Annotated in this window: 14 protein-coding genes and 1 pseudogene; 12 read left to right on the top strand and 3 right to left on the bottom strand. The window is 64.6% G+C overall.

The genetic code is table 11. From position 1 onward, the window contains the following. The first annotated feature begins 152 nt into the window (after nucleotides 1-152). The 12 genes from HMPREF9237_RS01605 (at nucleotide 153) to HMPREF9237_RS01550 (ending at nucleotide 14,307) form a co-directional block, all read left to right on the top strand. Nucleotides 153-1,109 (top strand): ABC transporter permease, encoded by a 957-nt coding sequence (locus tag HMPREF9237_RS01605; RefSeq protein WP_016441972.1) that lies wholly within the window; start codon nucleotides 153-155, stop codon nucleotides 1,107-1,109. Between the two features lie 2 nt (nucleotides 1,110-1,111). Then, nucleotides 1,112-3,208 (top strand): dipeptide/oligopeptide/nickel ABC transporter permease/ATP-binding protein, encoded by a 2,097-nt coding sequence (locus tag HMPREF9237_RS01600; RefSeq protein WP_016441971.1) that lies wholly within the window; start codon nucleotides 1,112-1,114, stop codon nucleotides 3,206-3,208. Nucleotides 3,209-3,224: 16 nt separating this feature from the next. After that, nucleotides 3,225-4,097 (top strand): ABC transporter ATP-binding protein, encoded by an 873-nt coding sequence (locus HMPREF9237_RS01595; RefSeq protein WP_016441970.1) that lies wholly within the window; start codon nucleotides 3,225-3,227, stop codon nucleotides 4,095-4,097. Between the two features lie 4 nt (nucleotides 4,098-4,101). Further along, nucleotides 4,102-5,022, top strand: a complete 921-nt coding sequence (locus HMPREF9237_RS01590; protein ID WP_016441969.1) for a dihydrodipicolinate synthase family protein — start codon at nucleotides 4,102-4,104, stop codon at nucleotides 5,020-5,022. Nucleotides 5,023-5,031: 9 nt separating this feature from the next. Beyond that, nucleotides 5,032-6,120 carry an ROK family protein gene (locus tag HMPREF9237_RS01585; RefSeq protein ID WP_016441968.1) on the top strand — a complete coding sequence of 363 codons (1,089 nt, stop codon included), beginning with the start codon at nucleotides 5,032-5,034 and terminating at the stop codon, nucleotides 6,118-6,120. A gap of 137 nt (nucleotides 6,121-6,257) precedes the next feature. Further along, a complete protein-coding gene (locus HMPREF9237_RS01580) occupies nucleotides 6,258-6,932 on the top strand; it encodes an N-acetylmannosamine-6-phosphate 2-epimerase (RefSeq protein WP_016441967.1) in 675 nt (224 codons plus the stop codon). Nucleotides 6,933-7,032: 100 nt separating this feature from the next. Further along, nucleotides 7,033-7,803, top strand: coding sequence for a glucosamine-6-phosphate deaminase (locus HMPREF9237_RS01575; RefSeq protein ID WP_016441966.1), 771 nt, complete (start codon nucleotides 7,033-7,035; stop codon nucleotides 7,801-7,803). Then, nucleotides 7,804-9,201: an N-acetylglucosamine-6-phosphate deacetylase gene (locus HMPREF9237_RS01570; RefSeq protein WP_016441965.1), complete on the top strand. Its 1,398-nt coding sequence runs from the start codon at nucleotides 7,804-7,806 to the stop codon at nucleotides 9,199-9,201. Nucleotides 9,202-10,175: 974 nt separating this feature from the next. Further along, nucleotides 10,176-11,297: an ABC transporter ATP-binding protein gene (locus HMPREF9237_RS01565; protein WP_016441963.1), complete on the top strand. Its 1,122-nt coding sequence runs from the start codon at nucleotides 10,176-10,178 to the stop codon at nucleotides 11,295-11,297. A gap of 376 nt (nucleotides 11,298-11,673) precedes the next feature. After that, on the top strand, nucleotides 11,674-12,327 hold the full coding sequence (locus tag HMPREF9237_RS01560) for a low molecular weight protein-tyrosine-phosphatase (protein ID WP_016441962.1): 654 nt from the start codon (nucleotides 11,674-11,676) through the stop codon (nucleotides 12,325-12,327). 68 nt (nucleotides 12,328-12,395) lie between these two features. Next, nucleotides 12,396-13,448 carry a hypothetical protein gene (locus HMPREF9237_RS01555; RefSeq protein ID WP_231366646.1) on the top strand — a complete coding sequence of 351 codons (1,053 nt, stop codon included), beginning with the start codon at nucleotides 12,396-12,398 and terminating at the stop codon, nucleotides 13,446-13,448. A gap of 160 nt (nucleotides 13,449-13,608) precedes the next feature. Then, nucleotides 13,609-14,307 carry a hypothetical protein gene (locus tag HMPREF9237_RS01550; protein ID WP_016441960.1) on the top strand — a complete coding sequence of 233 codons (699 nt, stop codon included), beginning with the start codon at nucleotides 13,609-13,611 and terminating at the stop codon, nucleotides 14,305-14,307. Between the two features lie 166 nt (nucleotides 14,308-14,473). Here the strand turns inward: HMPREF9237_RS01550 and hrpA are convergent, their stop codons facing one another. From hrpA to HMPREF9237_RS09560, 3 genes and pseudogenes are all read right to left on the bottom strand, one after another. After that, nucleotides 14,474-18,949: an ATP-dependent RNA helicase HrpA gene (hrpA, locus tag HMPREF9237_RS01545; RefSeq protein WP_155875765.1), complete on the bottom strand. Its 4,476-nt coding sequence runs from the start codon at nucleotides 18,947-18,949 to the stop codon at nucleotides 14,474-14,476. Nucleotides 18,950-19,067: 118 nt separating this feature from the next. Beyond that, the gene (locus HMPREF9237_RS01540) at nucleotides 19,068-19,913 is read right to left on the bottom strand and encodes an ABC transporter permease (RefSeq protein ID WP_016441958.1); all 846 of its coding nucleotides are present in this window, start codon (nucleotides 19,911-19,913) and stop codon (nucleotides 19,068-19,070) included. Continuing rightward, nucleotides 19,910-20,188 (bottom strand): annotated as a pseudogene (locus HMPREF9237_RS09560) (hypothetical protein); the annotation flags it as partial. The pseudogene HMPREF9237_RS09560 and the gene HMPREF9237_RS01540, both read right to left, overlap by 4 nt.

The following is a 20,188-nucleotide window of genomic DNA, read 5'->3' as shown; positions in this document are numbered from 1 at the left end:
TCAGCGCTGACGACACGCGCGGCGCTGGTTCAAAGAACACACGGTAATGCGAGGGCCGGGGGTGGTGTAAACCCCACCCCCGGCCCGAGCTTTGCCCAAATACTCCCTCAAATAGTCAACGCGGGGCGCCGCAGCCCCGAGGAGATATTGCAGTGAACAACCTTCTCAGACTCATCGGGCGCCGCCTGTTGGTGCTTCCGATCATGGTTCTGGGCGTTGCCTTCCTCGTCTTCTTCCTGATGTCCTTCTCTAAGATCGATCCGGCCTATTCGGCCCTCGGTGAAGGTGCATCTGAAGAAGCTTTGGAAGCCTACCGTCAGGCCATGGGACTCAATGATCCCTGGCTCGCTCAGTTCTGGAACTTCCTCGTCAACTTCGTGCAGGGCGACCTGGGCACGTACGGCGCCAACCAAGCTTCGGTGGCCGAGCGCGTGGGTGAGGCCTTCCCCATCACCATGCAGTTGACCTTCCTCGGCCTTATTATCGCCGTTATTCTCGCTTTCGTCTTCGGTGTCATTGCCGCGCTCTACCGCGACAAGTGGCCCGACAAGATCATCCGCGTCTTCTCCATCGCTTTCATCGCAACGCCTTCCTTCTGGCTGGCCGTTCTTATGATCCTGGCGTTCTCCGTCAATATGCCTCTGCTTCCGGCATCCGGCGCGCTCCCGGCTTTCAGTGAAGACCCGGCCGGTTGGTTGGCGCGCATGGCGCTGCCCGCTATCGCCCTGGGTGTCCCGGTGGCCGGTTCCCTCACCCGTGTTATTCGTACCTCGATGGTGGAGGAACTCGATAAGGACTACGTGCGTACCGCTATCGGTGCAGGTATCCCCAAGCGCGTGGTGGTTTCCCGCAACGTGCTGCGCAATGCCCTTATCTCCCCGGTGACCGTGCTCGGTCTACGTATCGGCTACCTCATGGGTGGCGCTGTGGTTATTGAAGTTATCTTCAACATGCGCGGCATGGGTATGGCTATCCTCGAAGGCGTCCAGCAGAACTACCCCCTCCTGGTGCAGGGCGTGGTCCTCGTGGTGGCCTTGGCCTTCATCGTCGTCAATATTGTGGTTGACATGCTTTACGTGCTGATCAACCCGCGTATCCGGGAGGTCTAATCATGAGGCGTAAACTCACGGAAAAGATGGAACGCCCCGGTGTCCGGTTCAAGCGTTTCCGCAATATGACCCGCGGCGCCCAGCTGTGCGTCGTCGTTCTGGTGCTCATTGCCCTCGCGGCCGTTTTCGCACCCCTTATTTCTCCGCACGACCCGCAGGCAATTGAAGTTGCCCGCCAGGCACCGAATGGTGATTTCCTCTTCGGTACTGACGAAAAGGGCCGTGACATTCTCTCCCGTATGATCTACGGTGCCCGCTACTCGCTGGTTATCGGCTTCGCCGCTACCGCTTTCGCGCTCTTCTTCGGTGCGATCTTCGGTGCGCTGGCGGCGGTCTCCCGCAAGTGGATCTCCGAAGTGATCATGCGCTGCATGGACATCATCATGTCCTTCCCCGGCATCGCGCTGGCCGCGGTGTTCGTCTCGGTATTCGGCAATACCCTGCCCGTCATCATCATGGCGATCGGCTTCCTCTACATTCCGCAGATCACCCGCGTGGTGCGCGCGAATGTTATGAGCGAATACGGTGAAGATTACGTGCGCGCGGTCATCGTTTCCGGCGCGCGGGCTCCCTGGATCCTCATCAAGCACGTGGCGCGCAACTGTATCGCCCCGGTCATGGTGTTCACCACCGTGCTCGTGGCCGACGCTATTGTTTTCGAAGCCTCGCTGTCCTTCATCCAGGCCGGCATCGCCGAGCCCACTCCCACCTGGGGTAATATCCTCGCCGACGCTCGCGGCGGCGTGCTCCTGGGCCGGTGGTGGCAGGCGCTCTTCCCGGGCCTGGCCATTATGATTACGGTGCTCTGCCTCAACATCCTCTCCGAAGGTCTCACGGACGCCATGGTGGCGGCCCCCAAGGCCGCGGCTGTTCCCGATAACGTGGACGCGAACGCCAAGCGTGAAGAGGACCGCCTCCTCGTGGATCCGGTGGCCGCTTACGCCGCCCAGCACGATGCGCTGGTCCAGCGTCTGGAGGAACTGCGCCAAGCAGAAGAACGGCGTACCGACCGCTTCGAACCCACCTCGCAGGAGGCCCCGGTTATCGAAGTGCGCGACCTGTGCATCAAGTTCCCGCGCCACGGCGATGTCAATGTGGTAGACCATGTGTCCTTCAATGTGCGCGCCGGTGAGACGATGGGTCTCGTGGGTGAATCCGGGTGCGGTAAGTCCATTACCTCCCTGGCGATTATGGGCCTGCTCGATAAGTCCGCCGATATTAGCGGTGAGATTATGTTCAACGGGCAGAACCTCCTCGAGCTCACCCCCAAGCAGCACAACGAGCTGCGCGGGCATGAGATCGCGATGATCTACCAGGACGCACTGTCCTCCCTCAACCCCTCCATGCTCATCAAGGCACAGATGAAGCAGCTGACCAGCCGCGGGGGCACCCGCACCGCCGAAGAGCTCCTCGAGCTGGTGGACCTGGATCCCAAGCGGACCCTGGAGTCCTACCCGCACGAACTTTCCGGTGGCCAGCGCCAGCGCGTGCTTATCGCCATGGCGCTCACCCGTGACCCGAAGCTGGTGATCGCGGACGAACCGACCACCGCGCTTGACGTGACGGTTCAGGCCCAGGTGGTGGAGCTTCTCAACCGCCTGCGCAAGGAACTCGGCTTCGCGATGGTCTTCGTGTCCCACGATTTGGCGCTCGTTGCCGAAGTGGCGCACTCGATCACCGTCATGTACGCCGGTCAGGTTGTGGAGCAGGCATCCACGAAGGAACTGCTCACCGACCCGCACCACGAATACACTCGCGGTCTGCTCGGCTCGGTGCTCTCCATCGAAGCGGGCGCCGGCCGGCTCCACCAGGTGCCCGGCACGGTTCCCTCGCCGCGCGACTTCCCGAAGGGCGATCGTTTCGCCCCGCGGTCCTCGCATCCGACGGTGGGCCTGGACACCCGCCCGATTATGAAACGTGTGGGCGAGACGTGGCACTTCTACGCCGCCCAGCCCGACGCTCCGGACCCGGCCACCACCAACCTGGTGCCCAAGGAATCGCTGCGCGCGTCCAGCGCTGCCGAGACCGCTACCGGCGCCGCAGCTTACACTGCTGGCGAAGCCGCCGATGGCGCAGCCGGCCCGGATGCCCAGAAGTGACGAAGGAGGAAAGATCATGACAACTCTGGATACCGAAGCTCGTCACGCTGCCGGTGCGTCCGTAGCGGACCGGCCTACCCTTTCCGATGTGCCGATTATCGAGTTGCGCGACGTTGACGTCACCTTCCGCACCCGTACCGGCTCCATCTTCAATCCGAATAAGGTGCGCGCCGTGCGCGGCGTCAACCTCTCCCTGATGCCCGGCCAGACCATCGGCCTCGTTGGCGAATCCGGTTCCGGTAAGTCGACGACGGCGAACGTGATGTGCGGACTCCAGTCCCCCACCGGCGGCAAGGTATTTTTCAAGGGTGAAGAAGTCACGAAACGTACCGCTGCCCAGCGTCGCCATATCGGCCGCGTGGTCTCGGTGGTGTTCCAGGATCCGGCCACGGCGCTTAACTCGCGTATGACCGTACGTGACCAGCTCCTCGACCCGATGACGGTCCACAAGATCGGCACTCGCGAGGAACGCTACGGCCGCGTGGAAGACCTTATCGGCATGGTGGGCTTGCCCCAATCGGCGCTTGACGCGCTGCCCGGGCAGCTCTCCGGTGGACAGCGTCAGCGCGTGGCTATTGCCCGTGCGCTGGCCGTGGGCCCGGACGCGATCATCGCGGACGAACCCACCTCAGCCTTGGACGTGTCCGTGCGCGCCCAGATCCTCAACCTGCTCACCGATCTCAAGCGGGATCTGGGGCTGGCGATGGTTTTCATCACCCACGATATTCAGACGGTGCGTTACGTATCGGACAAGATCGCGGTGATGAATCACGGAGAGATCGTGGAATGGGGAGACGCCAAGGACGTGCTCCACAATCCGCAAAATGACTACACGAGAACCCTATTGGCAGCGGCGCCCTCGCTGCTTCACCCGAAATTGGAGGCATAGTCCCATGTCAGATCCTCGTTTCCGCGGCGTTATCCCCCCGACAGTCACGCCGCTGACCGAAGAACGCGAACTCGATAAGGAGTCTTTCGCACGCTCGCTCAACCGGATGCTCGACGCCGGAGTGCACGGCCTGTTCGTGCTCGGCTCAACCTCCGAAGTGGTGTTCAGCACCGATGCGCGGCGTCGTGAAATCCTCGAAACCGCGGTGGAAGTCGCTAACGGGCGTGTTCCGGTGCTCGCCGGCATTATCGATATGCAAACCGAGCGCATGATTGAGCACGCGCGCGATGCCCAGGCCATCGGGGTGGACGGCATCGTCGCAACTGCGCCCTTCTACGCGCTGGGTGGGGAAGCGGAAATTGAAGCGAACTTCCGCTACATCCGCGATGCCGTGGACCTGCCGCTTTTCGCCTACGACATCCCGGTGTGCGTGCACAAGAAGCTCTCCATTGACCTGCTCATGCGGTTGGGGCGCGAAGGCGTGCTGACCGGTGTTAAGGATTCTTCTGGCGACGACGTTAACTTCCGCTTCCTGCTGGAGGAGAACAAGGCCGCCGGTAACCCTCTCAATATCCTCACGGGCCACGAAGTGGTTGTGGATGGCGCCTACATGGGCGGGGCGGATGGATCCGTTCCGGGCCTGGCCAATGTGGCACCGCGCCCCTACGTGGAGCAGTGGGATGCCGCGCAGGCCGGGGACTGGAAGCGCGTTGCTGAATTGCAGGACGAGCTTGCCCATCTCATGCGCATCGTCATGGTGCCCAAGGGCGTGCAGGGCTTCGCCGCTGGCGTGGGCGCTTTCAAGGCGGCCATGAAGGAACTGGGGGTTATCGCCTCTAACCAGATGCCGCGGCCCGTCAAGGCCCTCGAAGGTGAGAACGTCGAAGCTATTCGCGGCGTGCTCGCCAGCTGCGGGCTGCTCTAAGGAGCACTCATGAAGGTAGCACCGTTCCAGCCCGGCTCCGAGTTTTCGCTGCTCGGGCTGGATATCGGGGGAACCAAAATCGCGGGGGCGGTGGTGACCTTTGCGGCCACCGCCCCGGGCGGTGATGCCCCGCGCATCTCCCTCGAGGCCAGTATTCCAACCGAGGCGCGGCGTGGTGGAGCCCGGGTGCTGGCGGATATCGCAGATTTCGCGGAACGCCAGATCGCGGCAGCCAGTGCCGCCGGAACGCCGGTGAGTGGAATTGCTATCGCCAGCGCCGGAGTGGTGGACGTGGAGACCGGGTGCATTACCTCCGCCACGGACACCATGCCCGGCTGGGGCGGTCAGCCCCTCGGCCCACATCTTGCCGAACGCTGCGGCTTGCCGGTGCGGGTCCTCAATGACGTGCACGGGCACGCCCTCGGGGAAGCAACGTACGGGGCGGGCGCCGGCGCGCGTACCGCCCTTGTTATCGCTGTGGGAACCGGGCTGGGCGGCGCGGCCGTTATTGATGGCCGGATCCTTTTCGGTTCGCACGGGGTGGCCGGCCACTTCGGCCATATTCACCATCCTTATGCCGCCGGATTGGTGTGCTCCTGCGGGCGCGATGGCCACGTGGAATCAGTGGCCTCGGGTAGTGGGGCGGCCCGCCTCTACGCCAAGCGCCAAGCCGAAGCGCACGTGAAGGGCGCGAGTTACGCTGCCGCGGCAGCGGCTTCCCTCACCGGGATCGCCGATGTTCCCGAAAGTGCCTACCGGAAGGCCCCGGGCGCGCAGCGCCCCGTCGTCGTGCGGGGAGGTCGAGAACTGAAAGCCCTCGTGGACGCGGGCGATATGTTCGCGCGCGAGGTGTTCACGGACGGTGCTTTCGCACTCGGGCAGACCCTGGGCGGGCTGGCTAATTCCTTTGACCCGGACGTTATTATCCTGTCTGGCTCGCTTATTCACGTGGGTGAGTTTTGGATGGAGGCGCTGCGTAAGGGCTACCGGCGCGATGCCATGGTGGGCACCGCTGCCACCCCGATTGTGGAGGGTAGCCTGGGATCGCAGGCCCCGCTTATCGGCGCGGCCGTCCATTTCTTGCACACCGCCGGTTAGCGTGGCGCGCGGGTGGCGCGCTGGGAGCGCCGAACTGTCTCGCCGCGGGCTGCGCGGGCCGCGCTGGGAGCGCCGGCCGCACGAAGCGCGCCACATAACTACAACTCTGCATTTCTCGTTATAACTTAGGAGTTATCGTGCATCCGATGATCGAATCTCTCCGCGGGCGCCTCGTTGTGTCCTGCCAGGCGTACGTGGGCGAACCGCTGCGCCACCCCGAAACGATGGCGCAGATGGCCCTCGCCGCCGAGCGCGGGGGAGCGGCGGCGATTCGCTGCCAGGGCCTGGCGGATATTTCCGCGATTAAAGGCCAGGTGGAAGTGCCTGTCATCGGCCTGTGGAAAGAGGGCCACGAAGGCGTTTTCATCACTCCGACCCTGCGCCATGCCCGCGCCTGCATCAGCGCCGGCGCCGATATCGTGGCGCTCGATGCCACGTCCCGTCCGCGTCCGGATGGCCTGAGCTTCGCGGAAACCGTGGCTGCTCTTCTCGACGACGGCGCCCTCGTTATGGCGGACTGCGGCTCGATTGATGATGCCCGCGCCGCGGCGAAGGCCGGCTGCCATATCCTCGGAACCACCCTGGCGGGCTACTCCGGGGACCGCCCGAAGACCGACGGCCCCGATATTGAGCTGCTGGCCCAGATGGTCGCAGAATTCCCGGAGATCCCGGTGGTCTGCGAAGGGCGTATCCACACTCCGGAGCAGGCGCGCGCTGTTATGGAAGCCGGTGCCTGGGCGGCCGTCGTCGGAACTGCTATTACGCACCCGACCACGATCACCACGTGGTTCCGCGAAGCCGTCGAAAACTAAAACTTCATTTGGGTTCCCGCGCGTAACTGAAACGCGGGGCCCGCGAGCACTGACCACTGCCGCGTTTCACGTGAAACGCGCCCGGGAAAGGACGAATCTCATGCATATCGGAATTTTCGCCACCGCGGACGAAGCCTCCCGCGAGGGCGCACGTATTATTCAGGATCTTTTCGCGCGGAACGCGAAGGCGACACTCGGGGTGGCCACCGGTTCCACGCCGGATCTCCTCTACGCGGCACTGCGCGAGGCCCACGCGGCCGGCGAATTTGATCTTTCCGGCGCCAAAGCTTTCGCGCTGGACGAATACGTGGGGCTGGATCCGGAGCATCCGGAATCTTACCGCAATGTGCTACGCCGCAACCTGGTGGGGGATGACAAGACCGGCCTGACCGAGGAGGGGCTCAATACTCCCGATGCGCAGAACCCGGATCCGCAGGCCGCAGCCGCCGACTATGACGCCAAGATCGGCGCGGCCGGCGTGGACTTGCAGATCCTTGGCATCGGCGCAGATGGGCATATCGGCTTCAACGAGCCGGGTGGTTCGCTGGTGTCACGCACTCACGTGGAGGCGCTGGCCCCGCAGACCATCAAGGACAATGCGCGGTTCTTCGACGGTGATGAAGCAGCCGTCCCCACCCGCTGCATCACCCAGGGCCTGGGCACCATTATGGAAGCGAAGAAGCTGGTGCTCTTCGCCTTCGGCGCCAATAAGGCCGATGCGGTGCGCGAGCTGTGCGAAGGCCCCATCAGCGCCTTCTGGCCCGCCACGATTATTCAGATGCACCCGGATGTCACCGTGCTCCTGGACGAAGAGGCCGCCGCGCAGCTCAAGCTGACGGACCTGTACCGTGCGCGTTGGGAGATGATCTAAGTGTTTTATCTGGGGCGCGTTCTCAACGGGTACGGCCGCGAGGTTGGGTACGGCATTGAGACCGACGACGCCGGTACGCTGGCCCGGGTTCTCACCGCTGTGGAGGCCGCCGCGGTAACCGCGGGGCTGGCGGCGGAGCGGGAATCACGCGGAATCGAAGCTCGGGCCGCGGAGGCTTTTGGGCTGGGCGCTGATAGCCCGCACGTGTGCCGGGCACATGTTATTACCCCCGGTCTCGTGGATATTCACTGCCACGGCGGTGGCGGTTTCGCGTTCCCGGATAACTATACGGAAGAGGAGATCGCTACCGCGATCCGTACCCACCAGCGCGGGGGGACCACGGCGATGTTCGCTTCCTTGGTTTCGCTGGCTGATCCGCTGCCGCAGATTGAGGCGCTTGTGCCGTTCTGCGAACGCGGGGAGCTAGCCGGTATTCACCTGGAAGGCCCGTACATTTCGCGGGAAAAGTGCGGGGCGCAAAATCCCGAGGTGATCCGCCCGGTGGATGAGGCCGAGCTGCGTTCCTGGCTGGAAGCCGGGCGTGGCTGGATTAAGACGATGACCGTTGCCCCGGAAGCGGAAGGGGCCCAGCGGGCTGCCGAGCTGCTGCTTGAGTACGGCGGTAAGCCGTCCTGGGGGCATTCCCACGGGGACGGTGCGGTTACCCGGGCCGAAATTGCGCGCACCCTGGAGGTGGCGCGCCGGCACGGGTACACGCCGTTGGCGGCGCTGGGTGATGGCAGCGGTAGCGCCGTCGGGCAGGAAGCCGCACAAACTGTCACACATCTTTTCAACGCGATGACGGCTTTCACGCACCGGGCACCCGGGCCGATCCGTGAGTACATTCAGGCGGCGCGGCGCGGTTTCATCAGCGCCGAAGTGATTGCCGATGGCTACCACGTGCATCCGGATCTTGTTGAGGATGTGGTGGCCTACCTTGATGAGCCGGATCTCGGGGCCGGGTTCGCAGGTGTGCACGGTGCCGGAAACGGGGCGGGCGCCGCGGGTGCCGGCGCGGGCCAGCTGGGTATTCCCGGGGCTTTCTTCGTTACGGATTCTTTGGCCGCGGCCGGCATGCCTCCCGGGAAGTACACCCTGGGCGGACTCGCGGTGGAAGTGCGCGACGGCGCCTGCTACTTGGAAGGTACCGATACTCTGGCCGGCGGTGCTTCGGTGTTGGCTGATCAGGTGGCCCTCTTTGCCGGGCGCGGGAAGCTGACGCTCCCGCAGCTGGTGCGGGCCACGGTGGCCGGACCGGTCTACGCCGGTGGCGTCTGGGATGCTCCCGGAGTCACGGTGGACTTCACCCCGGGCAAGCCGGTCAATCTTGTCGCCTGGAATGAGGCGATGACCCCGCTGGCGGTTGTCCGCGAGGGAGTGGAAATTTCCCACTCCTAAGCATCGGGTTCCATGCCGGGCCCGGGAGTTCCCACGCCGGAACGTGCCGATGGCCCACGTTGGAAGTATGTGCGGGCACGGCAGCACCACAAGCCGGGAAGCGTTCACTGCCTCCCTCGGGCAGGATCGGGCGTGTCGATCCTGCCCCTCTCCACGGGGCGCGGGCTCAGGCCCGCGCCCCGCTTTCTTTGCTCCGTCAAAGTCCCAAAAACAAAGTGGTACTGGAGCTACAGCCAACGCCCGATTTTCTGTCGTGGAGTACCACTCTGTTCGTTCCGCTGTCGTGGAGTACCACTTTGCTGGGCAGCAGCTGGTGACAGCGGGTTAGCCCCGGCGGGAGGCAGGTGTGTTTTTCCGAGGTGTACTTCGCGTGTACGACATATGCACTACAGCTCGGACACCACATGCCCCCTCCCCAGGTGCTGGTGTGACTATTGGGGTAGTGAGGCCTGTGAGATTCGCGCGGGCCGGTTGCTGAGGCTTCTCGAAATCAAAGTGCAACGGCAGCTACATTAAGAAATTGTTTTGATGTTGTGGGCTCGCACCCTGCGCGGTTCACTGTCGTGAGGTTGTGCTTTGTGGCTCTACACTTAGGCAAGTAACACCATGTGTACAAGGCCAGCGCGAACCCGAGAAAAACCTGGAAGCTTTGCGCAAAAAATGGCAGCAGAGCTGGAAATCCGCGCCCACTCCTGGCAAAATTGAGTATGTCGCACAGGGCGACTGTGTCAGAGTGGACACTCTGAAGTCACAGCATTTGTACATGGCCCGGGTATTCCGGGTGCGGGGGCATTGTGGCCTGTTAATGGCTTCGTGGTCTCAGGGGATTGGCGGCCTTTGGGTGCGCTGGTACCGAACGGGTTGCGCAAGCCGGATGGGCGTCGTCGCCCCGCAACTGCTGGAGCTTCGGGTGCCCATCACGGCACTCTTCACTCGGATCGTCCGGCACGTACCTGCCGGTGAAGGGACCAGTAATGGCATCTGTAACATTTGAGAACGCATCGCGTATCTACCCGGGGTCGGATACCCCGGCTGTCAACCAGCTCAACCTCGAGATTGCTGACGGGGAATTCCTTGTTCTTGTTGGCCCGTCCGGCTGCGGTAAATCAACGTCGCTGCGCATGCTGGCCGGCCTGGAAGATATTAACGACGGGCGTATCTACATTGGGGACCGCGATGTCACCAATGTTTCTCCTAAGGATCGCGATATTGCGATGGTGTTCCAGAATTACGCTCTCTACCCCCACATGTCGGTGGCGGAGAATATGGGCTTCGCGCTGAAGATTGCGCGCACCCCGAAGGAAGAAATCGATAAGCGCGTCAAGGAAGCCGCCCAGATTCTCGACCTGACCGAGTACCTGGATCGCAAGCCGAAGGCGCTTTCCGGTGGGCAGCGCCAGCGCGTGGCGATGGGCCGCGCGATTGTGCGTAACCCGCAGGTCTTCCTCATGGACGAACCGCTCTCCAACTTGGACGCGAAACTCCGTGTACAAACCCGCACCCAGATCGCGACTTTGCAGCGCCGCCTGGGCACTACCACGGTGTACGTTACCCACGACCAAACCGAAGCGCTGACCATGGGCGACCGCATCGCCGTGCTCAACTTCGGGGTTTTGCAGCAGGTGGGCAGCCCGGATGAGCTGTACAACCGGCCGCAAAACGCTTTCGTGGCGGGCTTCATTGGCTCGCCGGCCATGAACCTCGGCACCTTTAATATTGAGGGCGACGACGCAGTTCTCGGCCAAGCGCGCATTCGCCTTCCCCGTGCGGTGATCGACGCAATCACTCCGGATGACAAGGGCAAGGTGATCCTGGGCGTGCGCCCCGAATCCTTCACGGAGCTCACGCGTGAACCCGGGGAAAGCTCGGTGCCGATCGTGGTGGATATGGTGGAGAACCTGGGTTCGGATAACTACGTTTATGGCGAGATCGCCGGCGTGGAGAAGTCCGGTTTCGGCTCGGGCGATGGCTCCTCCCAGGTGGTTGTGCGAATTCCACCGTTCAAGGCCCCCGCGGTGGGTGACACCGTGTACGCCACCCCGAATCTGGATGCTATCCATGTCTTCCACGCCGGGGACGGCACCCGCATCAACTAGCCCGGGGCTGGCACCGGCATTCCTGAGGCGATGCTGGGCAGCTAAGGCAGTGGCCTGATTCCCAGGGCCGGGGCGCGGCGCGCCCCGGCCCTGCGTCGTCGTTGTAGATAAATGACGCAAAAACTAAGCCGTGTATGAAACGTACCCCGCGCATATCGTGGCGAAAATCACGTGCTTTCAGCTGCGATTATGCGTAATCGCGGCGCGGAACTGCCCGGATGTGACTTTTCCGCAGTTCAACACGGGTGATGCGGGGCGTCCGCCCGGAGGCGCTCGGGCGTTTCTATCCCGGGATTCTGCATACTTTCAGCGTAGTATGCACTCGATGAGACCTACTGCTCAAAACTTTTCAGGCGCGGTGCCTAGACTTGCCAGCATGACGGAAAGTGCCACTCCCGCTGCCTACCCCGGTGCGGGCGTCGTTCGCGCGCTGGCGGAACGACCCCGCATTCTTGTTGTCTGTACCGGGAATATTTGCCGATCTCCCATGGGGGAAATCGTGCTGCGCCAGCGGTTGCGCGAGGCCGGTATTGATATTGCGGTGGCCTCCGCGGGGGTTTCGAATGAGGAATCCGGTAATCCGATTTACCCGCCCGCCCAACGCACCCTCACCGAACACGGCTATGACCTGCCCGATCACCACCGGGCCCACCGCGTCACCTCCGATGAACTGGAAAACGCCGGCCTGATTCTGGCCATGACCACCGGCCACGCCCGGGCGGTGCGCCGGCTGTGCCGCTCCCTGTCGCTTTCCCTGACCAATATTCACCTGTGGACCGAGTTCGCGCTGCCGGAGGTGGGGATCGCGCCGGAGGGCGTATTCGGGCACGGCGGGGTTCTTTCCGACGATGCCGGGCGAGCCTCGGGCCGCCAGCATTCTTCCGATTTTTATTATTCATCTGGCGAGTACGATGTGCCCGATCCGTGGGGCGGTTCGGCGCGCGAATTCGAAGCGACACTCGCCTGCGTAGAAGCCGGCTCTGAGCGCCTGGTGGAGCTGCTGCGCGGTAACCTGCCCGCAGCGCGGTGAGCGCTCAGCCCGCAGTGAGCCCTCAGCCCGCGGCGCGCACCCGTATAGTTATGCGGCGGCGGGGCGTATTGTTCGGCGCACTCGCGGTGGTGCTGATTGCCGTGGCTGTGCTGGCCGTGCGCCAGCTCCTCGCGACCACCTACTATTCGCCCGCGGCCGTGGCCAGCCGTTACATGGATGCCCTCGAAGATGGCCGCGCTCGCGATGCGCTGGGCCTTACCGATCCCGGCGCGCTTTCCGGCTCCCTCGCCCTGCTGAGCGACGAAGTCTATCGCGCTGTCCCGGGCCGGCCCGCTGATTTTCAGGTGCGCGAAACCCGCCGTATCGAAACCGAAACCGCCGTGCGCGTGGAAGGCGTTGTCAGCTACAACGGGACTCAAGAACCCCTGAGCATCACTCTGGTGCGCCGCGGCACCACCGCGATCCTGAGTCCGCGCTGGCAGGTGAGCGAGGGTGCCCTCGGGCAGTTGCGCGTGGAGCGCGATGCCGATCAAGCTTCCGGTAACGGCACCACGCACATTACCGGCAGCGAATCACCGGCCTCCGCCGGCACAGGCTCCACTCCTCCCGCTCTCACCAGCATCAACGACGTACCCGTCGCCCTCTCGCCGCAGGAATCCGCCCCGGCTTTCCCTGGTGATTACACCGTGGCGGCGCCCGGAGATTCGCGCTACCTCACCTTCGGTGCCGGCGCCACCGCCACGGTGCGGCCCGGCCAGACCGCGACCGCGCGTCTCAGCGCCCAGGCCACTCCGGCCGCGGGCGAACGCGCGGTGGAACTGGTGGAACGCCTCGTGGAAAGTTGCGTGCGCGGTGATGGTACGACGACGCCGCCAGCTGGCTGCCCGGCCGCTTTCCGCAAGGATCGCACTTTCGGGAACACCCGTAAAGAGAAGCTGAGCTGGAAAGAGAAGCCGCAGGTGAGCGCGGCTGTGGAAGGGCTGGGTGGAACAGTGAGCGTGCGGGGAGGCACGCTGGAGCGCAGCTATGAGTGGCGGCTTGTTGCTCCGTTGAGCTGGGAAAAGCGTTCGGATACCGCGCGGGTTTTCGAGCGGGAGCATACGGTTCGCTTCCGGGTGGAGAACGGGGATGTGGTGCTGGAAAGTGAAAGCCTGCGCTAGCCCGGGTTACCATGGAAAGCGCGGATTGACCCGCAAAGGGGCTGCCGGCACGCAGCGCGGCCGGAGCGCCCGCGAATAGCGAGGTACCAGAAACCGCCTGCAAGCAACGGCGAGCGGATAACTGCTGGCGACTAATTATGCGAGGGAAGAGGAAGGACGTATGAGCACCAACGTTGTGGCTGAGATTTGGCGGGAAGGCAACCTCCCGGCGGCGCGGCCTATCGATCATGCCCGGCGGGTATGCACCGGCACCCTGTGGGGCCTGGGCGCGGGTGTGGTGCTCGGACTTATTGCGTTCCCGAATGCCCTGGTCGGTTCGCGTGCGCTCTACCTAATCCCGGCCTTCGCGGTGGTGGCTTTCCTGCTGGCGCTGCCCTGGCTGATCCGCGATAAAACGCCGGCTGCTCCCGGCGTGGATGTGGTTGCTCGGGTGCTGGGGACCGACGAAAGCCGGCGCATGCGCACGGTCGGCAATAGCCGGCGCAAGCAGGCCCTCATGGTGCCGGTGGTGGTTCGCCCGGTGGATAAATCCGCGGATTTCCGCACCGTTATTGCGGTGCATGGCGCCGAGCAGGCCGGCTTCGCGGAGAGCAAGCCCGGCACCCTGCTCCCGCTGCGACAAACCGAAAAGGGCTACGGCGGGCTCGCCAACGTGGAGCAAGCCAGCCCGGAACAAGAAGCCCTCATGCGCTCCTTGGAACAGCGCCCCAAGCTGCTGCCCAATACCGCGCCGGTGCTCCCGTTCAAGCCGCAGTCCCTCGACCGTGTCACCACCGGGGACCAGCTGGAATGGTGGGGCGGAATGATTGCTGGCGCGCTGCTCGCCGCCGTCATCATGGGCATCGTCAGCCTCCTGTAATTACAAGAAGTACGACGACGCATTCCGCTCCGGCGGGGCGGGGTGTTTTTCCGAGGTGTACTTCGCATGTACGACAAATGAAGTACAGCTCTCACAACACATAGCGCCCCCGCTGGGATTCTTGTGACTGGTGTGAATTCTGAGATGCACGCGGCTCTTATGGAGTTTAGCTAGCCAATAGCTTCTGGATGCGCTTGACGGAAACCTTTTCCTTGGTGCCCAATTGCTGGGCAAAAAGCGAGACGCGCAGTTCTTCCAGGAGCCAGCGGGCGTGGTCAAGTACCCGGGCGCGGCCCGGATCGAAAGCCGCGTAGCTGGCTTCTTCACGGGCACTCTCCACCGCGTCCGCCGCGGTTTGCACCTGCCAAGCGAGTGAATCATCGGCTGCCGGATTCACCGCGGCCTTCTCGATACGCAGCTTCGCGGCCTGAAGATAACGCGGCAGATCCCAGAAGCGTGCTACCGGCGTGGCCCGCACAAAATCGGCGGGCATGAGCGCATCCAGATGGGCGCGCTCGTCGCTCATGGTGGCAAGCAGCGCCACCGAGCGGTTATCCCGCACCAGCTGCTCCACTTCCGCCCACGCAGCCGCAGCCTTGCCCGCACCCTGCGCAATCAGGAACACCTCGTCCTCGAACTCATCGCGAGCCCAAGCCTGCAACTCCTCGAATTCACGCCCGGAACGCAGCTCCTCCGGGCTAGCATCATTGGCCGCACCCCAGCGGTCGGCAAGATTCCGCGCCGCCGCCCACTGCACATCAGCCACCAGCGCCGCCGTAGAAGGCGCCGGGCTACCCGCCAGCTGCAAAGCCAGCTCGCCATCCCAACGCGAGGTAATCCGGCCCTCGGGCAGCGCCAGCGCATCCGCGAGTAAACGAATCACGCCGCCGCGATGCACCCGCACCTGTTCGCCCGGCTCCGCCACCACATCCAGCACAACCTTTCCGGCGCGGTCAGCAAGCGCAGGGTAAGCACGAACCGTCCCGGCCGGGCCCTCAGTTTCAATAACCGCCGGGATAATCCCCTGCTCCACCTCGGGCCAGCCGGTCAAAGCATCCCCGGATGCGAGTTCGGCGGCGGCCGCACCTTCCGAACTGGTGGTGCTGGCCGAACGTGCAGCTGGCGTACCGGCGGATGGGGCGCCCGCAGACTGTGCGCCCGCGGAGTGCTCCGTGCCCTGTTTCGCCGAGCTCGGCTTGCGCAACCGCGCCCGCGCCTCATCAAGGGCCTGGGCCACCGCCCCGGCCACCACGTTTTCCACCGCTTCCTTGGTTTGCGGGGCAAGACTGCGCTGCACATACTCGAGCGACGTCGATTCCTCAAGCACCGCGCCCCGCTCCGAACGCACCCGGAAATTCACAGTCAGATGCGCGGGGAGATGTACCTCCTGCCATGCGGCGTCGTCGATCTCAATACCCCGCACGCGGGCCGTAGCCGCGCGAAAAGCGTCCTCGAAAGAAATCGGTTCCGTTCCGTGCACCGCCTCCTCCCAACCGGGCAGCACCGCGCGGATATCGCGGGCCACGTCGGGAGCGGGTACCAGGTTGCGGCGTACGCGTTTGGGCAGCGCACGAATCGTGGCGACCACCAGTTCGTCAAGCATCCCGGGCACCAGCCAGTCGAAACCTTCCGGGCGTAGCCGCGGCAGCAGGGCGATGGGCACGTCCACGGTGATGCCGTCGTTGAAGGAGCCCGGCGCGAAAGTGTAGGTAATGGGCAGGGTGATATCGCCCTGGTGCCATTCGGCGGGGAAGTCCTCTTCGCCGGCGCCGCCAGCGCCACCCAGCAAGAAATCCTGCGTGAAATCGAGCAGCTCGGGCCGGGCTTGCCGTTCCTTCTTCCACCAGGAATCGAAATGCCGCCCGGAGACCACGCTCTCCGGGATGCGCTCCTCGTAAAACGCGGCCAGCGCATCATTATCAGCCACCAGGCCGTGGCGGCGCAGCTTATCTTCGGTGCGGCCCGCCTCCTCGAGGGCCGCGCGGTTGCGTGCCAGGAACTCGTGGTGCGTGCGCCACTCGCCCTCAACCAGGCCGTGGCGAATAAACATCTCGCGGGCTAGCTCGCGCGCCGCATCCGAACCGGAAGTGGCCAGCAGCACGGGGCGGTCCGCCACCAGGGTCACCCCGTAGAGCGTCACCTTTTCGTGGACCATCGCCGCGCCGTTCTTCGCCGACCAATACGGTTCCGAGTAGGAACGCCGCACCAGCTTCTTCGCCAGCGGCTCGATCCACTCCGGCTGGATCGCGGCCACGGTGCGGGCGAAAAGCCGGGAAGTTTCCACCAGTTCGGCGGCCATCACCCACTCGGGGGTGCGCCGGTGCAGGCCGGAGCCGGGCCAAATCACGAAATGGGTGCCGCGTGCGCCCAGGTAATCACGGCTGCGCGGGGAATAATTGCCAATATTGGACAGCAGCCCAACCAGCAGCGACCGGTGAATCGCCCCCGACTCCGGGGTATCCGAACCGCGCCCGAGCTCGCGGCAGGCGTGGGCTACCGCCCCGGAATTCGGAGCCCCGCCCAGCTGAGGCGCCCCGGCCCCGGCTTCGGTCGCGGCGCGGATCTGCTTCGAGCTGGGCAGCGCCAGGCGGCGGATCGTTAGCTCCAACGGTCGCGCCATCTGCTCAAGCTGCGCCACCACGTCCGCCCACTCGCGATACCGCAGGTAATTGAGGAATTCCGCCCGGCACATGCGCCGGAACGCCGAACCGGACAGCTCGCGCGCCTGGGTGCGCAGATAGCGCCACAGCGTCAGATAGGCGAGGAAATCCGACGACCCGGCCGTGAAACGCGCGTGGAATTGGTCGGCCTGGGCGCGTTTCTCGGTGGGGCGCTCGCGCACATCCTGCACCGACAGCGCCGCCACCAGCACCAGCACTTCGGAAGCGCACCCGTTGCGCTGCGCTTCGATAAGCATGCGGCCCAGCCGCGGGTCGATGGGAAGGCGCGCGAGCTGGCGGCCGATGGCGGTCAAGCGCGGGGCGTGGCGGCTGTCCGCCCCAAACGCGCTCGCGGCCCCGAAACCACCCTCGTAACTAATCGCCCCGATTTCTTCGAGAAGCTGGGTGCCGGCCCGCACCGCACGTGCCTCCGGCGGGTCAATAAAGGGAAAATCATCGACGGCGCCCAGCCCGAGCGCGAGCATCTGCAAAATAACCGCGGCCAGGGACGTGCGCTGAATTTCGGGCTGGGTGAATTCGGGCCGAGCCAGGAAATCATCCTCGGAATAGAGCCGAATCGCCACCCCGTCCATAACACGCCCGCACCTCCCCGAGCGCTGATTGGCGCTGGCCTGCGAAATTGGCTCAATGGGTAGGCGCTGAACCTTCGTTTTATTCGAGTAGCGCGAAATACGGGCCGTGCCCGGGTCAATCACGTACCTAATTCCGGGTACCGTCAGCGAGGTCTCGGCAATATTCGTGGCCAAAATAATGCGCCGATAGGGCCCGGGCTGGAAAATGCGGTGCTGTTCCGCCGCGGAAAGCCGTGAAAAAAGCGGCAGGACCTCCACGGCACCCGGAGCGCTGGACCTCCCCCCGGGGGCCACATATCTTGCCCCGAGCTCATCATCGAGGGCCTTCGCGGTATCCCGAATCTCGCCCTCCCCGGAGAGGAAGACCAGAATATCTCCCTCACCTTCCGCCATGAGCTCCTCGGCAGCCGCCACGATTCCACTCACCTGATCGAGTGCCGCGGCCCGGCCCGGGGTGCGCGGCGCGGTTACGCGCTGCGCACCGGCGTCGTCGTACTGCTCCTCGTGTTCCGTGTCCTGTTCCTCATCGAGGGGACGATACCGGATTTCCACCGGGTACGTGCGTCCGGATACCTCGATAATCGGCGCGGTGTCGCCGGGGCGCCCGCCCGCGCGGTGCTCGCCGAAATGCGCGGCGAATCGCTCGGTATCGATGGTTGCGGAGGTGATGATGACTTTGAGGTCGGGACGGGCGGGGAGGAGGCGCGCGAGGTAGCCGAGGATGAAGTCGATATTGAGGGAGCGTTCGTGCGCTTCGTCGATAATGAGGGTGTCGTAGCGCAGCAGTTGCGGATCGGATTGAATTTCCGCGAGGAGGATACCGTCCGTCATGAGTTTGACGAGCGTGGTGGGGCCCACTTCTTCGGTGAAACGCACCTGATAGCCGACGGCGCCGCCAACTCTTTGCCCCAGTTCGGCCGCGATGCGTTCGGCAACCGAGCGGGCCGCGATGCGCCGCGGCTGCGTGTGCCCGATAAGCCCGGTGATGCCCCGGCCCAGCTCCAGGCAGATTTTCGGCAGCTGGGTGGTTTTCCCGGAACCGGTTTCCCCGGCGATAATAACCACCTGGTTCGCGGCGATGGCGGCGCGGATCTCCGCGCGCCGGGCGGAAACGGGCAGGGTTTCCGGGTAGGTGATGTGCGGGACAGCCGCTCGGCGCGCCTCGAGTTGCGCCGGGGTGAACGGCCGCGGGCCGCGCGGGTTGCGGTTGCCGCCGGCGTTGCGGCTGTTGTGGGTACCGCGCTTGGAACGACGACGGCGCAAAGCGCCACCTTCCTGCCGGCCGGTCGAGCCATCACCGTTGCGCTGGTGGGTGCGGGCGTGGCGGTTTGCCTCGCCCTTGCCGGAGGGCGCTGCGGGTTCCTGAGACTTATCCATATCGTGCCTCATTATTCCACGCCTTTGTGAGCCGAGGTTGCCCGCGGGCGAGGGAAACAGGTGGGGCCCGGGCGATTGCCCGGGCCCCACCTGCGTCGTCGTGCTTAAAAGCGCCGCGGCTCAGGCGTGACTACACGTCAGAGCGCGAGAAGCGCCAGCCGCCCAGGGCAAGCAGCACCACCGCCAGCGCGCACCACAGCCCCAGGCCGAGGGCCGGGCTGGAAACCGTGAACGAGGTGACGTCGGCGCCGGCGTTGAGGCCGGGCGGGCTGAGCGCCGCGGTGAGGAGCATCGGCGGGAGGTAGGGGATCACGAAGCTGCGCACGAACTCGGAAGGGATAAGCGCGAGCACCGGGGAGAGCATCATCACCGCGAGGATGAGCACAATGGTGCCGGCAGAACTGCGCAGCAGATATCCGATTCCCAGGGCCATCCACGCGGAGGTGACCATGGCGATGATGAAGTTAAGGAAGAGCCACCAGGCATCGCCGCTGAAACCGATGGTGAGACCGAAGAGGGTGCCCACCACGGCGCCCAATCCTAGGAGCACCAGCGTGGTGACCAGGGCGACCAGGCTGAGCGCGAGGGTGCGGGCGGCCACGTTGCGCCAGCGGCGCGGGTCGGCGCTCACGGTGGAGCGCATGGTATTCGCGGCGTATTCCGAGCACACCGTGACGGCGCCGAAAGCCACCATGATGATCTGGAAAATGCTGCTCGCGCTGATGAGGACGTATGCGGCGAGGGTATGCTCCGCCCCCATGGCGGTGGCGTACGCATTGAGTTCGAGCTCGCTGGAACCCCAGGCGGTGAGCGCGGTGATCGCCAGGGAGAAGAGCGTCCCGATGACGAGCGTCCAGCGCAGCGAAGGTAGCGTGAGGATCTTGCGCAGTTCGGAGCGCAGCGAGCGGCCCAGCGTGACTCGGTAGTTCGGAGCCGCGAATTGGCTGATGCGCGGGGGAACATAAGCGGTACTCATCGGTGGCCTCCCGGGAGGTTCGTGGTGGGGCGGCCCGCGCCGTATTCGACGTCGTGGCCGGTCAGGTCCATGAAAATATCTTCCAGCGAGCGGTGGACGGTAGTCAGTTCGTCCAGCTGCACCCCCGCCTCAAAGGCGATTTTGCCGATGTCCGCGCGTGAGCCACCCGGGATCGCGAAACGAGCGACCGGGGCGACCGAGGCGCCCGGCGTGGCGTGCCCAACCGGCGTGGCGTGCGCGCCCGGCGTGGCGTGCCCAACCGGCGTGGCGTGCGC

The organism is Actinotignum schaalii FB123-CNA-2 (assembly GCF_000411135.1).
In the GTDB taxonomy this organism is placed as follows: Bacteria; Actinomycetota; Actinomycetes; order Actinomycetales; family Actinomycetaceae; genus Actinotignum; species Actinotignum schaalii_A.
This window is presented reverse-complemented; position numbering and strand designations above follow the sequence as displayed.